Genomic DNA, 17,193 nt, shown 5'->3' with positions numbered 1-17,193 from the left:
TGATCCGGCGGCCGCAAGGCCAGACTCCCTGCGTTGTGATGCGTGCAAAAAAAAGAACAAACAGAGATTCGCCACACTCCATATCCGTGGGGGCCGTGGGTGCAGGCTTCCAGCCCGCAGCCGTACTACCTGACAGAGGAAGACTTATGTTCGGTTTAGAGGCACTTGATCTCGCCCGAATTCAGTTCGCGTTCACCATCTCGTTCCACATCCTGTTTCCGGCCATCACCATCGGCCTGGCGAGTTACCTGGCGGTACTCGAAGGCCTGTGGCTGAAAACCCATAACGACACCTACCGCGACCTCTACCATTTCTGGTCGAAGATCTTTGCCGTCAACTTCGGCATGGGGGTGGTTTCCGGGCTGGTAATGGCCTATCAGTTCGGCACCAACTGGAGCCGCTTCTCGGACTTCGCCGGTTCCGTGACCGGGCCGTTGCTGACCTATGAAGTGCTCACTGCATTCTTCCTCGAGGCCGGGTTCCTCGGTGTCATGCTGTTTGGCTGGAACAAGGTCGGGCGTGGCCTGCACTTCTTCGCCACCGTGATGGTGGCCATCGGTACGTTGATCTCGACTTTCTGGATTCTTGCCTCCAATAGCTGGATGCAGACCCCGCAGGGCTTCGAGATCGTCAACGGTCAGGTCATCCCCACCGACTGGCTGGCGATTATCTTCAACCCTTCGTTCCCGTATCGCCTGATGCACATGGCCACGGCAGCCTTCGTCGCCACGGCCTTCTTCGTCGGCTCCTCCGCGGCCTGGCATTTGCTGCGCGGCAAGGACAATCCGGCGATCCGCAAAATGCTCTCGATGGCCATGTGGATGGCATTGATCGTCGCGCCGATACAGGCGGTCATCGGCGACTTCCACGGTCTCAATACGCTCAAGCATCAGCCGGCGAAAATCGCCGCCATCGAAGGCCACTGGGAAAACAAGGGCGACGAGGCGACGCCGCTGATCCTGTTCGGCTGGCCGGACATGAAGGAGGAGAAGACCAAATTCGCTGTCGAAATCCCGTACCTGGGTAGCCTGATTCTCACGCACTCCCTGGATAAACAGGTGCCGGCGCTCAAGGAGTTCCCGCCTGAAGACCGGCCGAATTCGACCATCGTGTTCTGGTCGTTCCGGATCATGGTGGGGCTGGGCTTGCTGATGATCTTCACCGGATTGTGGAGCCTGTGGCTGCGCAAGCGCGACACCCTCTACACCTCGCGGCCGTTCCTGTACCTGGCGCTGTGGATGGGGCCGTCCGGCCTGATCGCGATCCTTGCTGGCTGGTTCACCACGGAAATCGGCCGTCAGCCTTGGGTGGTCTATGGTCTGATGCGTACGGCGGATGCGTCGTCCAACCACAGCTTCATGCAGATGAGCATCACCCTGATCCTGTTTGTCGTGGTTTATTTCGCGCTGTTTGGCGCCGGTCTTGGCTACATGATGCGCCTGGTGCGCAAGGGGCCGAAGATCGACGAAGGCAAGGAAACCAACGACGGTGGCCCCGGCCAGAAGCGCACACCGGCCCGGCCGCTGTCCGCCGCCGACGACGATCACGCCGATGCCGGCCACAGCCTGACCAAGGAGATTTGAATCATGGGTATTGATCTTCCGCTGATCTGGGCCGTGATCATCATTTTCGGCATCATGATGTACGTGGTCATGGACGGTTTCGACCTGGGCATCGGGATTCTCTTCCCGTTCATTCCGGGCAAGACCGATCGCGATGTGATGATGAACACCGTCGCCCCGGTCTGGGACGGCAACGAGACCTGGCTGGTGTTGGGTGGGGCGGCGTTGTTCGGCGCGTTTCCGCTGGCCTATTCGGTGGTGCTCTCGGCGTTGTACCTGCCGCTGATCCTGATGTTGATCGGGTTGATCTTCCGCGGCGTGGCCTTCGAGTTCCGCTTCAAGGCCAGGGACGACAAGCGCCATCTGTGGGACAAGGCGTTCATCGGTGGCTCGGTCACTGCGACGTTCTTCCAGGGCGTTGCGCTTGGCGCGTTCATCGACGGGCTGCCTGTGGTCAATCGGCAGTTCGCCGGTGGTTCACTGGACTGGCTGACACCGTTCACGATGTTCTGTGGTGCGGCGCTGGTGGTGGCCTATGCGTTGCTCGGTTGCACCTGGCTGATCATGAAGACCGAAGGCAAGTTGCAGGAGCAGATGCATGACCTGGCACGGCCATTGGCCTTCGTGCTGCTGGCGGTGATCGGCATTGTCAGCATCTGGACCCCGTTGGCCCACACGGATATCGCCGCACGCTGGTTCACCATGCCGAATCTGTTCTGGTTCATGCCGGTTCCGATCCTGGTGCTGGTGACGATGTACGGACTGATCCGCGCCGTGGCCCGCAACGCGCATTACACGCCGTTCCTGCTGACTCTGGTGCTGATCTTCCTCGGTTACAGCGGGTTGGGCATCAGTCTGTGGCCGAACATCATCCCGCCGTCGATCTCGATCTGGGACGCCGCCGCGCCGCCGCAAAGCCAGGGCTTCATGCTGGTGGGCACGCTGTTCATCATCCCGTTCATCCTGGGCTACACCTTCTGGAGCTACTACGTGTTCCGCGGCAAGGTCACCCATGAAGATGGTTACCACTAGTCTGCTGCACAACGAATCTGTGGGAGCGAGCTTGCTCGCGATGGCGTCCTGACAGACGCCATTGATCTACATCGGAGGATTTATCAATGAACGGCAAACATTCCCTGCACGACATTGAAGAAGCCGAAAAAAAGCCGCTGTGGCAGCGGCTCGGCTGGTTGGCCCTGATCTGGGTCGGCAGCGTGGGCGCCTTGTTCATCGTCGCCAGCCTGATGCGTCTGTTCATGAGCGCAGCCGGCCTGACCACGCACTGAATATCTCTCCCGTGGCCTCGAGGCACGGATTTACGACCCTCCTACCGGAGGGTTTTTTTTTGCCTGTTACTTGCGCGCCTTGAGGATCACGAATTTCGGATTGGCCGCCACTTGCTCCACACCCCGGAACAATCGCGCCAGCTTGCTGTGGTAGCCCAGGTGACGATTGCCGACGATATACAGCGCGCCGCCCACCACCAGCGCTTCGCGCGCCTGCTGGAACATCCGCCAGGCCAGGAAGTCGCCCACCACCTGTTGCTGGTGAAACGGTGGATTGCACAGCACGACGTCAAGCGATTGCGGTTCCTGGCCGGCCAGGCCATCACCGGCGCGCACGATCACTTCCCGTTCACCCAGCGCTGCGCGCCAGTTTTCGGAGGCCGATTGCACGGCCATGTACGACTCGTCCACCAGTGTGTAGTGGGCCTCGGGGTTTTGCAGGGCACTGGCGATGGCCAGGACGCCGTTGCCGCAACCGAGATCGGCGACCCGCGCCGAACCGAGGTTTTTCGGCAGGTGTGGCAAAAACGCCCGGGTACCGATGTCCAGGCCTTCGCGGCAAAACACATTGGCGTGGTTGAGCAGTTCGATGGCCGGTTCGTCGAGTCTGTATCGCGTTGGGTAGGGCGACACCGCCGGAGTTTTGTCTTCAGCGGTGGCAATCAATAGCCGCGCCTTCTTCACCGCCAACGAGGCTTGCACGGGGCCGATGTAACGCTCCAGCAAGTCGCCCGCCGCCCGGGGCAGATGCTTGATCATGGCTGCGGCAACCACTTGGGCGCCAGGTGCCAGTTGACCTTGCAGGCGGATCAGTTGTTCTTCCAGCAGGGCCAGGGTTTTCGGTACACGGATCAGCGCGCAGTCGAACGGCCCGGCAGGGGTTTCGCTGGCGGGTACGCTCGGCACGGCATCAAAGGCCAGGCCGTTGCGCACCAGGTTCTTTTCCAGACCCTGGAAAGCCAGGAACGAATCACCGCTGCTGACCACCCGCACCTTGCCCACCAGGCTGGCCGCCAACGCGCCGAAACTGTCATTGAGCACCAATACCCGGGTGTCCGAAGCCGGCTGCTGTTCGGCCAGATGATTGAGCAGGTATTCATCGGCCGCATCGAAAGCTTGCAGCGGTTCATTCTGCTGTTCGGGCTGGCGGATCAGGTCGAGGCTGGCGAAGGGTGTTTCGAGCAAAGGCATGGGGCGGGGCTCTGGGTAATCAACGGATGTCCCGCTGCCCGAAGGCGGTGGAGCGGGCGGAGCCGTCCGAGTGTAATGCGACGTGAAGGTCTACACGCCATCACTCAGGAGGGATCGCAAATGGTACGTTTTTTTTGCCTGGATTACTCGCAGGTTTTCCCGCAGCCGGGCGCTTTCAGATGGCTCCGGACCGGGCCGCGGCGATGACGGCCGCCATCTTGTTGTTGACGCCGAGCTTCTCGATAGCCCTGTGCACATGAAAGTTGATTGTGCGCTCACTCAAACTGAGGATCCTGGCAATTTCATAGGCCGTCTTGCCATCGGCCGACAGTTTCAATACTTCGAGTTCCCGCCGTGACAAGGGGGGAGCCTGGGGGCGAGCCGGTTTTCTCGGTTGCCTTGCGATCGCCAGCGCGTGCAAATGGCGAGTGATGAACACCGAGAATCCAAGATGCTCGTACAGCTCATAGGCTGAAATCGGGCAGTGGCTTCTGGCCAGGCTGAGAATACTGCGCTGACCGGTTTCCTCATCAAAGATCGCCTGGGACCAGCCATGCTGCAAACCTTGTTGCTGCAGCAAGTGCCATAGCCATGGCGTCTTGGAAAAAAGCTCTTCGCTCCAGAGAACAGGCAGCGTTGAACGATTGCAATGCGCCACTATCGGATCTATTTGCGTGGCGTTGTTTTTTTCATATTGAGTGTTCCACTCATGGGGGAAATTATTCAGGTTCACCGCACTGCTATCGACTCCGACTGAGTTCGAAGTAATTGAAAAGCCACAAAATTTATATCCAAGGTTTCTAGCGAAGTTGAGCGCGATTCGATAGGCGGTTTTGATCTCTTGCGTGTGTGACAATTGCTTGAGCTGTGACTCCTTCCAGATTTCCATACAAGGGTCTCTCCATCACCGTTTCTTCTGGGCGCGATCTTGGATCCAAGATTCGGCACGTCACGAAGTGTAGGATAATTCCTACGCTGATGCTGCGACAATTTTGCTCTTTTGACTGTTGGAAAAGTGTATTTCAGGTTCTTAGGCAATCGATGGGATATAAAATGCCATATGTCATTTTATAATGATGGGTGTGCGCCACATTTGGTAAACAGTCACTAGTGCAGATTAATGTCACTACAAACTGTCGGTGGTTACGCTGCTTTCTTTGCGGGACACTGGGGTGTCTTTCGATTGGAGCCTTCCATGTCCGTCAGTGAAGAAAAATTTACCCGTCAGACCTTGCTTGAGGTTCATCCGCTGACCCAGAGCCTGTTTACCTTGCGTGCCACCCGGGATGCAGGGTTTCGTTTTCGGGCGGGGCAGTTTGCCCGGTTGGGCGTCACCAAGGCTGACGGCAGCACGGTATGGCGCGCCTACTCCATGGTGTCCTCGCCTTTTGACGAGTTCCTCGAGTACTTTTCCATTGTCGTACCGGGCGGTGAGTTCACCAGCGAGCTGAGCCGACTGGGTGTTGGCGATGCATTGCTGGTCGACCGCCAGGCCTTCGGTTATCTGACGCTGGACCGGTTTGTCGATGGGCGTGATCTGTGGTTGTTATCCACAGGCACGGGCATCGCGCCGTTCCTGTCGATACTCCAGGATTTCGAAGTCTGGGAGCGATTCGAGCGGATCATTCTGGTCTACAGCGTTCGCGAAGCCCGGGAACTGGCGTATCAGGAGCTGATCGCAGGGCTGGCGAAGCGTGATTATCTGGCGGAGTACGCCCATAAACTGCAATTGATCACCACGGTCACTCGTGAACAGCATCCCGGCTCATTGAACGGGCGGATCACCGCGCTGATTGAAAACGGCGAACTGGAGCGGGTCGCGGGTGTTGCGCTGACGCCTGAGCATTCACGGGTCATGCTGTGCGGCAATCCGCAGATGATCGATGATACGCGCAAGCTGCTTAAACAGCGGGACATGCACTTGAGCCTCAGCCGGCGACCTGGTCAGGTGGCGGTGGAAAATTTCTGGTAAAAAAAAGGCGCCTCGAAGGCGCCGTTTTTTTGCTAATGCCGTCAAGGCCGGTTGTTCTGGGCCTTGAGCAAGTCGCGGATCTCGCCCAGCAACTCTTCTTCCTTGCTTGGAACCGGCGGCAGGCTAGGGGCCACGGCCTCTTCGCGCTTCAGGCGGTTGATGACCTTGACGCCCATGAAGATCGCGAGAGCGACGATGACGAAGTCGATGATGGTCTGGATGAATTTGCCATAGGCGAGCACCACCGCCGGAATCTCGCCGTCCGCTGCCTTGAGCGTTATGACCAGATCACTGAAGTCCACGCCACCGATCAGCATCCCGATTGGCGGCATGACCAGGTCACCGACAAACGAGGTAACGATCTTGCCGAAGGCCGCACCGATGATGATGCCGACGGCCATGTCGACCACGTTGCCTTTGACCGCGAAGGCCTTGAACTCATTTAGCACGCCCATAGGTTATTTCCTTGTTACAGATGAGGTTGATGAACGCAGTGTAAATCAGCAAATCGCATTCTGCTTGAATCAACTGCCTGCCGTGCTTGCCAGCAATCGACACCGGGTGGTGTTAAAAAATTCACCGATTGATCTCGTCTGTGGAGCGACCAGGCCTTGCGCGGTGTTTTGCATGCGATGTTTTTTCAACGATATGGCTTCGTTTGTGTGAGCAAACCAAGGTTGAGGGAGGCCACCCCTGAAACGGGACGTTAAAGTTGATCGGGTAGTTAGTGGTCAGGGGCGGTATTGAAATTGATTGCAGTTGTAGCGATATTAACTGTTTCGTTAGTTTTGGGAGGCTAACAAGTAGCGTGCTTCCCTGAATTAATCACTGTGCTCTGTGTAAGTGATTCAGAGTTGTACATTAAGTGTGTAAGTGAATAAAGTTTGTATAAGTTTTCAGGTTGTTCAGACAGGCATGCCCTTAGAGTTTGTTGAGTATGTTGAACGAAAAACCTATACAAGGTTTTGTTTGGCGGGTGTTTATCAATATACCTGATTTTTTATGGGGGTATTTGTAATCATCAAAAGGGTTGCGAAGTATCCGGTCGCACTCGCGCGCTTGAGCTGAGCTATCATCGCGTTTTTTTCTGGGAGTTCCGATGGCCAAGGCCAAGCGCATGTACGGCTGCACCGAGTGCGGCTCAACCTTCCCCAAATGGGCCGGCCAGTGCGGTGAGTGCGGAGCCTGGAACACGCTCACCGAAACCATGGTGGAAAGCGGCGGGGCAGCCGCCCCCAGCGGTCGTACCGGCTGGGCAGGCCAGCAGGCGCAAATCAAGACCCTGGCCGAAGTCAGTGTCGAAGAAATTCCGCGCTTCTCCACCGCTTCCAGCGAGCTCGACCGGGTTCTGGGTGGTGGTCTGGTGGATGGCTCGGTGGTGCTGATCGGTGGTGACCCCGGTATCGGCAAGTCGACCATTCTGTTGCAAACCTTGTGCAACCTCGCCAAGAGCATGCCGGCGCTGTACGTCACCGGTGAAGAATCCCAGCAGCAAGTGGCCATGCGTGCGCGGCGCCTGGGGTTGCCTCAGGATCAACTGCGGGTCATGACCGAAACCTGCATCGAAGCCATCATTGCCACGGCCCGTCAGGAAAAGCCCAAGGTGATGGTGATCGACTCGATCCAGACGATCTTTACCGAGCAACTGCAATCGGCACCGGGCGGTGTGTCCCAGGTGCGTGAGAGCGCAGCCTTGCTGGTGCGTTATGCCAAACAGAGCGGTACGGCGATTTTCCTGGTGGGCCACGTCACCAAGGAAGGTGCTCTGGCTGGCCCTCGGGTGCTGGAACACATGGTCGACACCGTGCTGTATTTCGAAGGCGAGTCCGACGGGCGCCTGCGTCTGCTGCGGGCGGTGAAGAACCGTTTCGGTGCAGTCAATGAGCTGGGTGTGTTCGGCATGACCGACAAGGGCCTGAAAGAAGTCTCCAACCCCTCGGCGATTTTTCTGACCCGTGCCCAGGAGGAAGTTCCGGGTAGCGTGGTGATGGCAACCTGGGAAGGCACGCGGCCGATGCTGGTGGAGGTACAGGCGCTGGTGGACGACAGTCACCTGGCCAATCCGCGTCGGGTCACGCTGGGGCTGGACCAGAACCGGCTGGCGATGTTGCTGGCGGTGCTGCACCGTCACGGTGGCATTCCGACTCACGATCAGGACGTGTTTCTCAACGTGGTCGGCGGGGTCAAGGTGCTGGAAACGGCGTCCGACCTGGCGTTGATGGCGGCGGTGATGTCCAGTTTGCGTAACCGACCGTTGCCCCACGATCTGCTGGTGTTCGGTGAGGTCGGGCTTTCCGGTGAGGTGCGTCCGGTGCCGAGCGGTCAGGAGCGATTGAAGGAAGCCGCCAAGCACGGGTTCAAGCGGGCCATCGTGCCCAAGGGCAATGCGCCGAAAGAGGCGCCGGCCGGGTTGCAGATCATTGCCGTCACTCGGCTGGAGCAAGCGTTGGACGCGTTGTTCGAGTAACTCACAGACGAAACTCAAAACCTGTCGGAGCGAGCCTGCTCGCGATAGCGGTGTGTCAGCCAGCAGCAATGTCGGCTGTCAGATCGTAATCGCGAGCAAGCTCGCTCCCACAAGGGCATCCGGTGGCGGCTAGATCTCGATCAGCGCACCCAATTCGCGCTCCAGTTCCTGCGGATCAGCGAGGTTGAGCTCGATCAATCGCCGAAGGCGCTCGATGGACTCCAGACTGATGTGCAGGCAGACAAAGCCGAGCTGACCATGGTCGTCGTGGGCCAGTTGCACATCCATGGTGATGTCGGCTTCTTCGCTCAGATGAATGTCGACCAGAAAATCCTGCTGCGGATTGCCCTGCCAGTGTTGGGGGCGTTCAATCAGCAAGCCCTTGAGCGACAGGTCAATCAACTTCACCGGCCAAGTGGACTCCCCCTGACTCAGCTCGGTTCGGGCATCGAACGCAATACGTTTGAAGCGGCGACGTTCGGCAGGGTACTCGCTCATGGCGCGATCCTCGGAAATGTACGCTGACTATAGACCCGCATGATCAAAGGCTGCCAGCGCGTGCAGGTGTCCAGACCAATGTCGGGCTATGGTCATTGCCGTCAGGAGAGCTAAACTCGGGATTGCTGTCTTTCTTGTCCACTCTGGCTGGAATAATAAAATGAAAAATAATAATAGCCCGCTACGCCATTTGCCTTGGCTGGTGCTGGCAATCGTAGGTGCGTGTGCGCTGGGTGTCGTGGCATTACGCCGAGGCGAGGCAATCAACGCCTTGTGGATTGTGGTCGCAGCCGTCGCCATCTATCTGGTCGCCTACCGCTACTACAGTCTGTTCATCGCTAACAATGTCATGCAACTCGATGCGCGACGGGCCACTCCCGCTGTGCTCAACAATGACGGTCTGGACTACGTGCCGACCAACAAGCACATTCTTTTTGGTCACCACTTCGCGGCCATTGCCGGCGCGGGGCCTTTGGTCGGTCCGGTGTTGGCGGCGCAGATGGGCTACCTGCCCGGCACGCTGTGGCTGATCGCCGGCGTGGTGCTGGCCGGTGCGGTGCAGGACTTCATGGTCCTGTTCATGTCCACCCGCCGCAACGGTCGTTCCCTGGGCGACATGGTCCGCGAAGAAATGGGCCGCATCCCCGGCACCATCGCGCTGTTCGGCTGCTTCCTGATCATGATCATCATCCTCGCGGTGCTGGCGCTGATCGTGGTGAAGGCCTTGGCCGAAAGCCCTTGGGGCATTTTCACGGTGATGGCGACCATCCCGATCGCGATGTTCATGGGCATCTACATGCGCTACATCCGCCCGGGTCGCATTGGTGAAATCTCGGTGATCGGCGTATTGCTGCTGCTGGGCTCGATCTGGCTCGGGGGGCAGATCGCCGCGGATCCGGTGTGGGCCAAGGCCTTCAGCTTTACCGGTATCCAGATCACCTGGATGCTGATCGGCTACGGTTTTGTCGCGGCGGTATTGCCGGTGTGGCTGATCCTGGCGCCCCGTGACTATCTGTCCACCTTCCTGAAAATCGGCACCATCGTTGCCCTGGCCATCGGCATCCTGGTGACCATGCCCGAGCTGAAAATGCCGGCCCTGACCCAGTTCGTCGACGGCACCGGCCCGGTATGGAAGGGCGGTCTGTTCCCGTTCCTGTTCATCACCATTGCCTGTGGCGCGGTGTCGGGTTTCCACGCGCTGATTTCCTCCGGCACCACGCCGAAGCTGCTGGATAACGAAACCAACGCTCGCTACATCGGTTACGGCGGCATGCTGATGGAATCGTTCGTGGCGATCATGGCCATGGTTGCCGCTTCCGTGATCGAGCCTGGCGTGTACTTCGCCATGAACAGCCCGGCGGCCGTGGTCGGCGGTGATGTGGTGGCCGTTGCGACAGCCGTCAGCAACTGGGGCTTTGCGATTACCCCGGAAGCACTGCAAGCGGTGGCCCACGACATTGGTGAAACCACCATCCTGGCCCGTGCCGGTGGTGCGCCGACCCTGGCGGTCGGGATCGCGCAGATCCTGCACAGTGTTCTGCCGGGCGAGAACACCATGGCGTTCTGGTACCACTTCGCGATCCTGTTCGAAGCGCTGTTCATCCTCACCGCAGTCGACGCTGGTACCCGTGCCGGGCGCTTCATGCTCCAGGACTTGCTCGGCTCCTTCGTCCCGGCGCTCAAACGCACCGAATCCTGGACCGCCAACCTGATCGCCACCGCAGGCTGCGTGGCGATGTGGGGCTGGTTGCTGTACCAGGGGGTGATCGATCCGTTGGGTGGCATCAATACCCTGTGGCCACTGTTCGGTATCTCCAACCAGATGCTGGCCGGTATCGCCCTGATGCTCGGCACCGTGGTACTGATCAAGATGAAACGCCAGCGTTATGTCTGGGTCACCATGTTGCCGGCGGTATGGCTGTTGATCTGCACCACGACGGCGGGCTTCATCAAGCTGTTCGACGCCAACCCGGCGATCGGGTTTCTGGCCCTGGCGAAGAAATACAGCGATGCCTTGGCCAACGGCCAGATCCTCGCCCCGGCCAAGGACATCACCCAGATGCAGCACGTGATCTTCAACGCCTACACCAACGCAACGCTGACTGCGCTGTTCCTGTTCGTGGTATTCAGCATCCTGTTCTATGCACTCAAGGTCGGCATTGCCGCCTGGGGTAAAAAGGAACGTACGGACAAAGAATCGCCATTCCAGGCGCTGCCGGATGCGTAACCAGAGGATTGCAGCATGTTCAATGACTTGAGTCGCCTCGGTAAATACCTCGGTCAGGCCGCGCGCCTGATGGTCGGCATGCCCGACTACGACAACTACGTCGAGCATATGCAGACCAAGCACCCGGACAAACCGGTGATGAGCTATGAGATGTTCTTTCGGGAGCGTCAGGAAGCCCGTTACGGTGGCAAGGGTGGGCCGAAATGCTGTTGATCCGGTTGTCGGATTAACAGCCATACCTGTGGGAGCGAGCTTGCTCGCGATGGCGGACTGTCAATCAACAGTGATGTTGAATGTTAAGCCTCTATCGCGAGTAAGCTCGCTCCCACATTTGTTTTGTGTTGTTTTTTCACTGTGTGAAAAAGGAGATCCAGTTTGTCCTCTCCCATCCCGGTCACGATCCTCAGCGGCTTCCTCGGCGCCGGCAAGACCACTTTGTTGCGTCACCTGCTCAAGGCCGAGCACGGCCTGAAAATCGCCGTGATCGAGAATGAATTCAGCGATGCCGGTATCGATACCCAGTTGTTGGGCGATGAGCCGGTACAAGTGATGACACTGTCCAACGGCTGCGTTTGCTGCACCATCCACACGGACCTGACCAAAGCGCTTTATCTATTGCTCGAGCGTCTGGACCAGGGCGACATCGCCTTCGACCGCCTGGTGATCGAATGCACCGGCCTGGCCGACCCGGCGCCCGTGGCACAAACCTTTTTCATCGACGAAGAGTTGCGCGAGCGCTATATCCTCGACGGCATCATCACCCTGGTCGACGCGGCACATGCCGACTTGCACCTGACCCAGACCATCGCCCAGGCGCAGATCGGTTTCGCCGACCGCTTGCTGGTGAGCAAGCGTGACCTGGTGGACGAAGCAAAATTCACCGCGTTGAGCGAGCGCCTGACCCGTATCAACCGACGCGCCCCGATCCGGGTGGTTGACCATGGAAAGATCGACCTGGCCGAATTGCTCGACGTGCGCGGCTTCAACCTCAATGCCGACCTCGGCGGCGGGGTGAGTTTGCGCCCGGTCAGCCAGGCCCCGTCCATCGACCGCATTTCCAGCCTGGTGCTGCGCACTGAAAAAGCGCTGGATATCGACAAGCTCAGCGAGTTCATGAACGAGTTGCTGGAGGAGCATGGCAAGCAGTTGCTGCGCTACAAAGGCGTGTTGAACATCCTCGGCGAATCGCGTCGCATGGTGTTTCAGGGGGTACTGAAACTTTATGGTTTCGACTGGGATACCGAGTGGGCTGAAGACGAAGTGCGCGAGAGCGTGATCGTGTTCATTGCCGATGACTTGCCGGAGGAAAAGATTCGCGAGGGATTTGCGCGGGTGGCGGCGGTCTGAAGTTTTATGGCGTCTGTGAGGACGCCATCGCGGGCAAGCCCGGCTCCCACAGGTTTCTGGTTGAACACAAAGTCTGTGCTTGGCCTTGAACACTGTGGGAGCGGGCTTGCCCGCGATGCGATCTAGCCGGCAACACAATGTTCACGGGGTGTATTGAGCAGTGTCTGCTCCAGATGATCCAGATGCCGGTTTATCAGCATGACCGCTGTCGCAGCATTTCCACGTTCAACAGCATCAACAATCGCCAAATGCTCCTGCCACGCGCAAAAACTGTGCGTCTGCTCCTCACACTGCGCAATCGCCAATGACGTCAGCGGCACCAGACTGCCAAGAAAATGCGCCAACGGTGCATTTCCAGCCATTTCGGCCAACTGCAAATGAAACTCTCCCGACAAACGAATTGCCCGGCCACGCTCAGCGCATTCACGCTCGCTATCGACTTGCGCCCGCAGTTGCTTCAGGTCTTGCGCGTCGGGTCGCTGACACGCCAGCCGTACCAGCATGATCTCGGCCAAACGCCGGGCATGCAGTGTCTGCCGGGTCTGCTCGGCATCAAGTTCGGCGACGCGGGGGCGGTGGTTGGCTCGAAGGATGATGATTTGCTGGTGGGACAGTCGCGTCAGCACATCACGCATGTCGCTGCGCCTTGCACCGAACATCTGCGCCAGGCTTTCTTCGGTAAAGCGACTGGCTGAATGGATGCGCTGCTCGAAAATGGCATCGAGGACCCGCGAATACAGATCATCCACCGAAGGGCGGACGGGCAGGGTAGCGAGCGTTTGTGGCGAAGCGAAGCTGTTCATGGCCAATCTCCAGATCGAAGAGGTTTCAACTGCCGAGGTTGTCTTCCGGGATGTTCAGTTCGATGCCCATGCGCTGGCCTTCGCGCAAAATGTGCCGACGCATCTCGGCGCTGGCCTGGGCGCTGTTCTTGCTGCGGATCGCCCGCACCACGGCTTCGTTTTCTTCAAGGCGTTCAGCCAGATGCTCCGGGGAGTTGCGCAACACTTCGGCGCTTTGCTTGAGGGCATTGCTGGTTTGCTGGACCACGCTCTGGAAGATCGGGTTTGACGTCAGCGTGAACAGCTCTTCGTGGAACGCGATGTAGGCGCTTACGCCGGCTTCACTGTCATTGGCCTCCAGGGCTTCACGCATGTCCATCAGGGTCAGGCGCAGTTGCCCGACTTCCTTGCTGCTGATCGACTGCGCCACGAGGCCGACGATGAATGGCTCCAGGGTGTAGCGCAGTTGCAGCACGTCTTCCAGGCTCGCGGCGGCCACCGCGCTGTCGTAGGGCTGGTCATCGCTGAGACTGGCCTCGAGTACGACGACGCCTTTGCCCGGCATCGAACGAACCAGGCCAAGGGTTTCCAGGACGATGACCGCTTCACGCAGGCTTGGGCGACTGATACCCAGTTGTTCGGCCAGCTCGCGTTGCCCCGGCAGCATTTCGCCGGAGCGCCACTGACCACGGGCCAGTGCGGCCCGAAGTTTTTCTACGACTGAATTGACGACCGTTGAGGTGGTAATCACTGTGTGCTCCATGGATAAAGGCAGGGGAACCCGCCATCTGGCGGGCTCCCACATGATTCAAAACTCCTGCTGATGCGCCGGCGCGACCGGTTTTTTCGGCTGGAAGGTATAACCCATCTGGCCGGAAAGCACCTTGTTCGCACGCTGGATATCGATGTCCTTCTCCCAGCGGGCGATGGCCACGGTGGCGACACAATTGCCGATCAGGTTGGTCAGCGCGCGGCCGATGCCCATGAACCAGTCCACCGCGAGCACCAACACCAGGCCGACCACCGGAATCGCCGGGATCGCCGTCAAGGTTGCCGCCAGAATCACCAGTGCCGAGCCGGGAATCCCGTGGGCACCTTTGGAGGTGATCAGCGACACCAGCAAAATGGTCAGCAGGTCAGTCATGGCCAACGGCGTGCCGGTGGCGTTGGCGATGAACACGATGGCCAGGGTCAGGTAGATCGAGAAACCGTCGAGGTTGAACGAGTAACCCGTTGGAATCACCAGCCCCACCGTCGAACTGCCGATGCCCAGATGTTCAAGCTTGCGCATGATTTGTGGCAGCACGGCGTCGGACGAAGCGGTGCCCATGACGATCAGCAACTCTTCGCGCAGGTACTTGAGCAATGGCCACATCTTCAAGCCGGAGAGGCGCATCACCAGGCCGAGAATCAGGGCCACGAAGGCCACACAGGTCAGGTAGAAGAGGCCGACCAGGTTGCCCAGGTGTTGCAGCGAGTCCAGGCCATATTTACTGGTGGTGAAGGCGATCGCGCCGAATACGCCGATCGGTGCCAGTCGCACGATCATGCCCATGATGCGGAAAATCACGTGGCTGAGTTCATTGATCAGCCGCGAAATACCCGATGCCGCCTCGCCCACCAGATTCAGTGCACTGCCGAACAGCACGGAGAACAGCAGGACCTGCAGGATGTTGTTATCGGCAAAGGCACCGATCACCGACGTCGGAATCAGGTCCATCAGGAACTGTGTGGTGGTGTGCATGTGCTGGCCGCGCTGGGCAATGTCGCCCATGTCGGCTGCGGAAAGCTGCTCCAGGTGAATGTTCGCGCCGCTGCCGATGCCGGTGCTGAAGGCGAACACCAGACCGATCACCAGGGCGATGGTGGTCAGCACTTCAAAGTAGATCACCGATTTGAGGCCGATACGGCCGACCTTCTTCAGGTCGCCGGCACCGCTGATGCCGCTGACCACTACGCAAAACACAATCAAGCCAATGAGCATTTTGATCAGCTTGATAAAACCGTCACCGAGCGGTTTGAGCTGAGCGGAGTATTCGGGAAGGGTCAGCCCACAGACGATGCCGAGCACCAGTCCGAGAACCACTTGGAGGAAGATTGAACGCGAGCACCATCTGAGCATGGGAGGAATCCTGGTCGGCGTCCTGGCTGCCGTGTGCGGAGCACATCAGATTCAGGACTTAATTATTGTGGTCTTACCGGTATGTCCAGTGCAGGCTCAGTCTAGGCGCTATTTTTAGGTGTTCGCAAGTAAAAATTAGAAAATTGGCATGACCGGTCTTACCAGTTGCTAGGCGAGTCCGGTTTAGAGCCTTTCACACGGCTGAATAAAAAACCGGGCAAAAAAAACCGGCCATCTCTGGCCGGTTTCTTATGACTGCGGTTTAGCGGGGCTGATTAAGCGCCGTATACCGGCAGCTTCTTGCAGATAGCCTTGACCTTCTCACGAACCGCATCGATCACCGCTTCGTTGTTCAGGTCAGCCAGGATGTCGCAGATCCAGCCAGCCAGTTCCTTGCACTCTGCTTCCTTGAAGCCACGAGTGGTCACAGCCGGGGTGCCGAAGCGCAGGCCGGAGGTGACGAACGGGGAGCGTGGGTCGTTTGGTACGGAGTTCTTGTTCACGGTGATGAACGCTTTGCCCAGAGCGGCATCGGCGTCTTTACCGGAGATTTCCTGCTTGATCAGCGACAGCAGGAACAGGTGGTTCTGAGTACCGCCCGACACTACGTCGAAGCCGCGCTCGATGAACACGCCGGCCATGGCCTGGGCGTTCTTCACCACTTGTTGCTGGTAAGCCTTGAACTCAGGCTGCAGCGCTTCCTTGAAGCAGATCGCCTTGGCCGCGATCACGTGCTCCAGTGGGCCGCCCTGGGCGCCCGGGAATACCGCGGAGTTCAGCTTCTTCTCGATGTCGGCGTTGGCGCGAGCCAGGATCAGGCCGCCACGTGGACCACGCAGGGTCTTGTGGGTGGTGGTGGTCACCACGTCAGCGAATGGAACCGGGTTCGGGTAGACGCCAGCGGCAACCAGGCCGGCCACGTGGGCCATGTCGACGAACAGGTAGGCACCTACCTTGTCGGCGATTGCACGGAAGCGCGGGAAGTCGAGGATCTGCGAGTAGGCAGAGAAACCGGCCACGATCATTTTCGGCTTGTGCTCAACGGCCAGGCGTTCGACTTCGTCGTAGTCGATCAGACCGTTGGCGTCGATGCCGTACTGGATGGCGTTGTACAGCTTGCCGGAGGACGAAACGCTGGCACCGTGAGTCAGGTGACCACCGTGGGCCAGGCTCATGCCCAGGATGGTGTCGCCGGCCGACAGCAGGGCCAGGTAAACGGCGCTGTTGGCTTGCGAGCCTGCGTGCGGCTGAACGTTGGCGTAGTCGGCGCCGAACAGCTCTTTGGCGCGGTCGATAGCCAGCTGCTCGACGATGTCTACGTACTCGCAACCACCGTAGTAGCGCTTGCCCGGGTAACCTTCGGCGTACTTGTTGGTCAGTACCGAGCCTTGAGCTTCCATCACCGCAGGGCTGGTGTAGTTTTCCGAAGCGATCAGCTCAATGTGCTCTTCCTGGCGCTGAGCTTCTTGCTCCATGGCGGCAAAGAGATCGGCGTCGTACTTGGCAATAGTCAAATCACGGCTGAACATGGCGGTCCTCAAGGATCGGGGGCGGAAAAGGGGGGCATTCTAACCTAATGGGTTTTAGATGGCATATGAAACGGCATCATGTCGCAGACAAGCGGGCTTCATGACGGGGTCAGCGGTGATCGTGCCGGTCTCATCGCGAGCAAGCTCGCTCCCACAGGGCTCTCGGGTGTACACAAATTGTGCGAACACTGTAGATCCACTGTGGGAGCG

At 58.8% G+C, this 17,193-nt stretch carries 16 protein-coding genes; 8 read left to right on the top strand and 8 right to left on the bottom strand.

Translation table 11 applies throughout. The features are described from left to right. Positions 1 to 146 precede the first annotated feature (146 nt). From PSJE_RS28990 to PSJE_RS28980, 3 genes are all read left to right on the top strand, one after another. The gene (locus PSJE_RS28990; RefSeq protein WP_057713213.1) at positions 147 to 1,583 is read left to right on the top strand and encodes a cytochrome ubiquinol oxidase subunit I; all 1,437 of its coding nucleotides are present in this window, start codon (positions 147 to 149) and stop codon (positions 1,581 to 1,583) included. Between the two features lie 3 nt (positions 1,584 to 1,586). Further along, on the top strand, positions 1,587 to 2,594 hold the full coding sequence (gene cydB, locus PSJE_RS28985) for a cytochrome d ubiquinol oxidase subunit II (RefSeq protein ID WP_056728750.1): 1,008 nt from the start codon (positions 1,587 to 1,589) through the stop codon (positions 2,592 to 2,594). 86 nt (positions 2,595 to 2,680) lie between these two features. Continuing rightward, positions 2,681 to 2,848 (top strand): DUF2474 domain-containing protein, encoded by a 168-nt coding sequence (locus PSJE_RS28980; RefSeq protein WP_090451518.1) that lies wholly within the window; start codon positions 2,681 to 2,683, stop codon positions 2,846 to 2,848. A 66-nt stretch (positions 2,849 to 2,914) separates the two neighbouring features. Here PSJE_RS28980 and PSJE_RS28975 read toward each other — a convergent pair whose 3' ends face one another. Both PSJE_RS28975 and PSJE_RS28970 read right to left on the bottom strand, forming a co-directional pair. Next, a complete protein-coding gene (locus PSJE_RS28975) occupies positions 2,915 to 4,039 on the bottom strand; it encodes a methyltransferase (protein WP_090451516.1) in 1,125 nt (374 codons plus the stop codon). Between the two features lie 175 nt (positions 4,040 to 4,214). Next, positions 4,215 to 4,928, bottom strand: a complete 714-nt coding sequence (locus PSJE_RS28970; protein ID WP_057713215.1) for an autoinducer binding domain-containing protein — start codon at positions 4,926 to 4,928, stop codon at positions 4,215 to 4,217. 306 nt (positions 4,929 to 5,234) lie between these two features. On the opposite strand from PSJE_RS28970, the gene PSJE_RS28965 reads away from it, so the two are divergent. Beyond that, the gene (locus PSJE_RS28965; RefSeq protein WP_090451514.1) at positions 5,235 to 6,011 is read left to right on the top strand and encodes a ferredoxin--NADP reductase; all 777 of its coding nucleotides are present in this window, start codon (positions 5,235 to 5,237) and stop codon (positions 6,009 to 6,011) included. A 41-nt stretch (positions 6,012 to 6,052) separates the two neighbouring features. Here PSJE_RS28965 and mscL read toward each other — a convergent pair whose 3' ends face one another. Further along, positions 6,053 to 6,466 (bottom strand): large-conductance mechanosensitive channel protein MscL, encoded by a 414-nt coding sequence (gene mscL, locus PSJE_RS28960; RefSeq protein WP_090451512.1) that lies wholly within the window; start codon positions 6,464 to 6,466, stop codon positions 6,053 to 6,055. A 644-nt stretch (positions 6,467 to 7,110) separates the two neighbouring features. On the opposite strand from mscL, the gene radA reads away from it, so the two are divergent. Continuing rightward, positions 7,111 to 8,478: a DNA repair protein RadA gene (radA, locus tag PSJE_RS28955; RefSeq protein ID WP_008004292.1), complete on the top strand. Its 1,368-nt coding sequence runs from the start codon at positions 7,111 to 7,113 to the stop codon at positions 8,476 to 8,478. A gap of 129 nt (positions 8,479 to 8,607) precedes the next feature. Here radA and PSJE_RS28950 read toward each other — a convergent pair whose 3' ends face one another. Then, entirely contained in the window at positions 8,608 to 8,976 is a 369-nt protein-coding gene (locus PSJE_RS28950) for a PilZ domain-containing protein (RefSeq protein ID WP_090451510.1), read from the bottom strand. 160 nt (positions 8,977 to 9,136) lie between these two features. Here PSJE_RS28950 and PSJE_RS28945 point away from each other — a divergent pair, with 160 nt between their 5' ends. From PSJE_RS28945 to yjiA, 3 genes are all read left to right on the top strand, one after another. Further along, on the top strand, positions 9,137 to 11,203 hold the full coding sequence (locus PSJE_RS28945; RefSeq protein ID WP_090451508.1) for a carbon starvation CstA family protein: 2,067 nt from the start codon (positions 9,137 to 9,139) through the stop codon (positions 11,201 to 11,203). A gap of 15 nt (positions 11,204 to 11,218) precedes the next feature. Further along, the gene (locus tag PSJE_RS28940) at positions 11,219 to 11,416 is read left to right on the top strand and encodes a YbdD/YjiX family protein (RefSeq protein WP_007895266.1); all 198 of its coding nucleotides are present in this window, start codon (positions 11,219 to 11,221) and stop codon (positions 11,414 to 11,416) included. Between the two features lie 162 nt (positions 11,417 to 11,578). After that, positions 11,579 to 12,550: a GTPase gene (yjiA, locus tag PSJE_RS28935; protein WP_057713220.1), complete on the top strand. Its 972-nt coding sequence runs from the start codon at positions 11,579 to 11,581 to the stop codon at positions 12,548 to 12,550. Between the two features lie 122 nt (positions 12,551 to 12,672). Here yjiA and PSJE_RS28930 read toward each other — a convergent pair whose 3' ends face one another. From PSJE_RS28930 to glyA, 4 genes are all read right to left on the bottom strand, one after another. After that, positions 12,673 to 13,353 carry a GntR family transcriptional regulator gene (locus tag PSJE_RS28930; protein ID WP_090451506.1) on the bottom strand — a complete coding sequence of 227 codons (681 nt, stop codon included), beginning with the start codon at positions 13,351 to 13,353 and terminating at the stop codon, positions 12,673 to 12,675. Positions 13,354 to 13,378: 25 nt separating this feature from the next. Next, complete coding sequence (locus PSJE_RS28925; protein WP_057713222.1) at positions 13,379 to 14,083, bottom strand: FadR/GntR family transcriptional regulator; 705 nt, start codon at positions 14,081 to 14,083, stop codon at positions 13,379 to 13,381. Between the two features lie 57 nt (positions 14,084 to 14,140). Further along, a complete protein-coding gene (locus PSJE_RS28920; protein WP_090451504.1) occupies positions 14,141 to 15,454 on the bottom strand; it encodes a C4-dicarboxylate transporter DctA in 1,314 nt (437 codons plus the stop codon). Positions 15,455 to 15,729: 275 nt separating this feature from the next. Continuing rightward, positions 15,730 to 16,983, bottom strand: coding sequence for a serine hydroxymethyltransferase (gene glyA / locus PSJE_RS28915; RefSeq protein WP_057713225.1), 1,254 nt, complete (start codon positions 16,981 to 16,983; stop codon positions 15,730 to 15,732). Between the last annotated feature and the right edge of the window lie 210 nt (positions 16,984 to 17,193).

Source organism: Pseudomonas jessenii (assembly GCF_002236115.1).
Lineage (GTDB): Bacteria > Pseudomonadota > Gammaproteobacteria > Pseudomonadales > Pseudomonadaceae > Aquipseudomonas > Aquipseudomonas jessenii.
This window is presented reverse-complemented; position numbering and strand designations above follow the sequence as displayed.

What these genes read in the sequence shown, in the direction of transcription:
- mscL (WP_090451512.1), bottom strand. Translation starts at nt 6,466, where the DNA reads ATGGGCGTGCTAAATGAGTTCAAGGCCTTCGCGGTCAAAGGCAACGTG.
- PSJE_RS28940 (WP_007895266.1), top strand. Translation starts at nt 11,219, where the DNA reads ATGTTCAATGACTTGAGTCGCCTCGGTAAATACCTCGGTCAGGCCGCG.
- cydB (WP_056728750.1), top strand. Translation starts at nt 1,587, where the DNA reads ATGGGTATTGATCTTCCGCTGATCTGGGCCGTGATCATCATTTTCGGC.
- PSJE_RS28965 (WP_090451514.1), top strand. Translation starts at nt 5,235, where the DNA reads ATGTCCGTCAGTGAAGAAAAATTTACCCGTCAGACCTTGCTTGAGGTT.
- glyA (WP_057713225.1), bottom strand. Translation starts at nt 16,983, where the DNA reads ATGTTCAGCCGTGATTTGACTATTGCCAAGTACGACGCCGATCTCTTT.
- PSJE_RS28920 (WP_090451504.1), bottom strand. Translation starts at nt 15,454, where the DNA reads ATGCTCAGATGGTGCTCGCGTTCAATCTTCCTCCAAGTGGTTCTCGGA.
- PSJE_RS28975 (WP_090451516.1), bottom strand. Translation starts at nt 4,039, where the DNA reads ATGCCTTTGCTCGAAACACCCTTCGCCAGCCTCGACCTGATCCGCCAG.
- PSJE_RS28980 (WP_090451518.1), top strand. Translation starts at nt 2,681, where the DNA reads ATGAACGGCAAACATTCCCTGCACGACATTGAAGAAGCCGAAAAAAAG.
- radA (WP_008004292.1), top strand. Translation starts at nt 7,111, where the DNA reads ATGGCCAAGGCCAAGCGCATGTACGGCTGCACCGAGTGCGGCTCAACC.
- PSJE_RS28950 (WP_090451510.1), bottom strand. Translation starts at nt 8,976, where the DNA reads ATGAGCGAGTACCCTGCCGAACGTCGCCGCTTCAAACGTATTGCGTTC.
- PSJE_RS28945 (WP_090451508.1), top strand. Translation starts at nt 9,137, where the DNA reads ATGAAAAATAATAATAGCCCGCTACGCCATTTGCCTTGGCTGGTGCTG.
- PSJE_RS28990 (WP_057713213.1), top strand. Translation starts at nt 147, where the DNA reads ATGTTCGGTTTAGAGGCACTTGATCTCGCCCGAATTCAGTTCGCGTTC.
- PSJE_RS28970 (WP_057713215.1), bottom strand. Translation starts at nt 4,928, where the DNA reads ATGGAAATCTGGAAGGAGTCACAGCTCAAGCAATTGTCACACACGCAA.
- PSJE_RS28930 (WP_090451506.1), bottom strand. Translation starts at nt 13,353, where the DNA reads ATGAACAGCTTCGCTTCGCCACAAACGCTCGCTACCCTGCCCGTCCGC.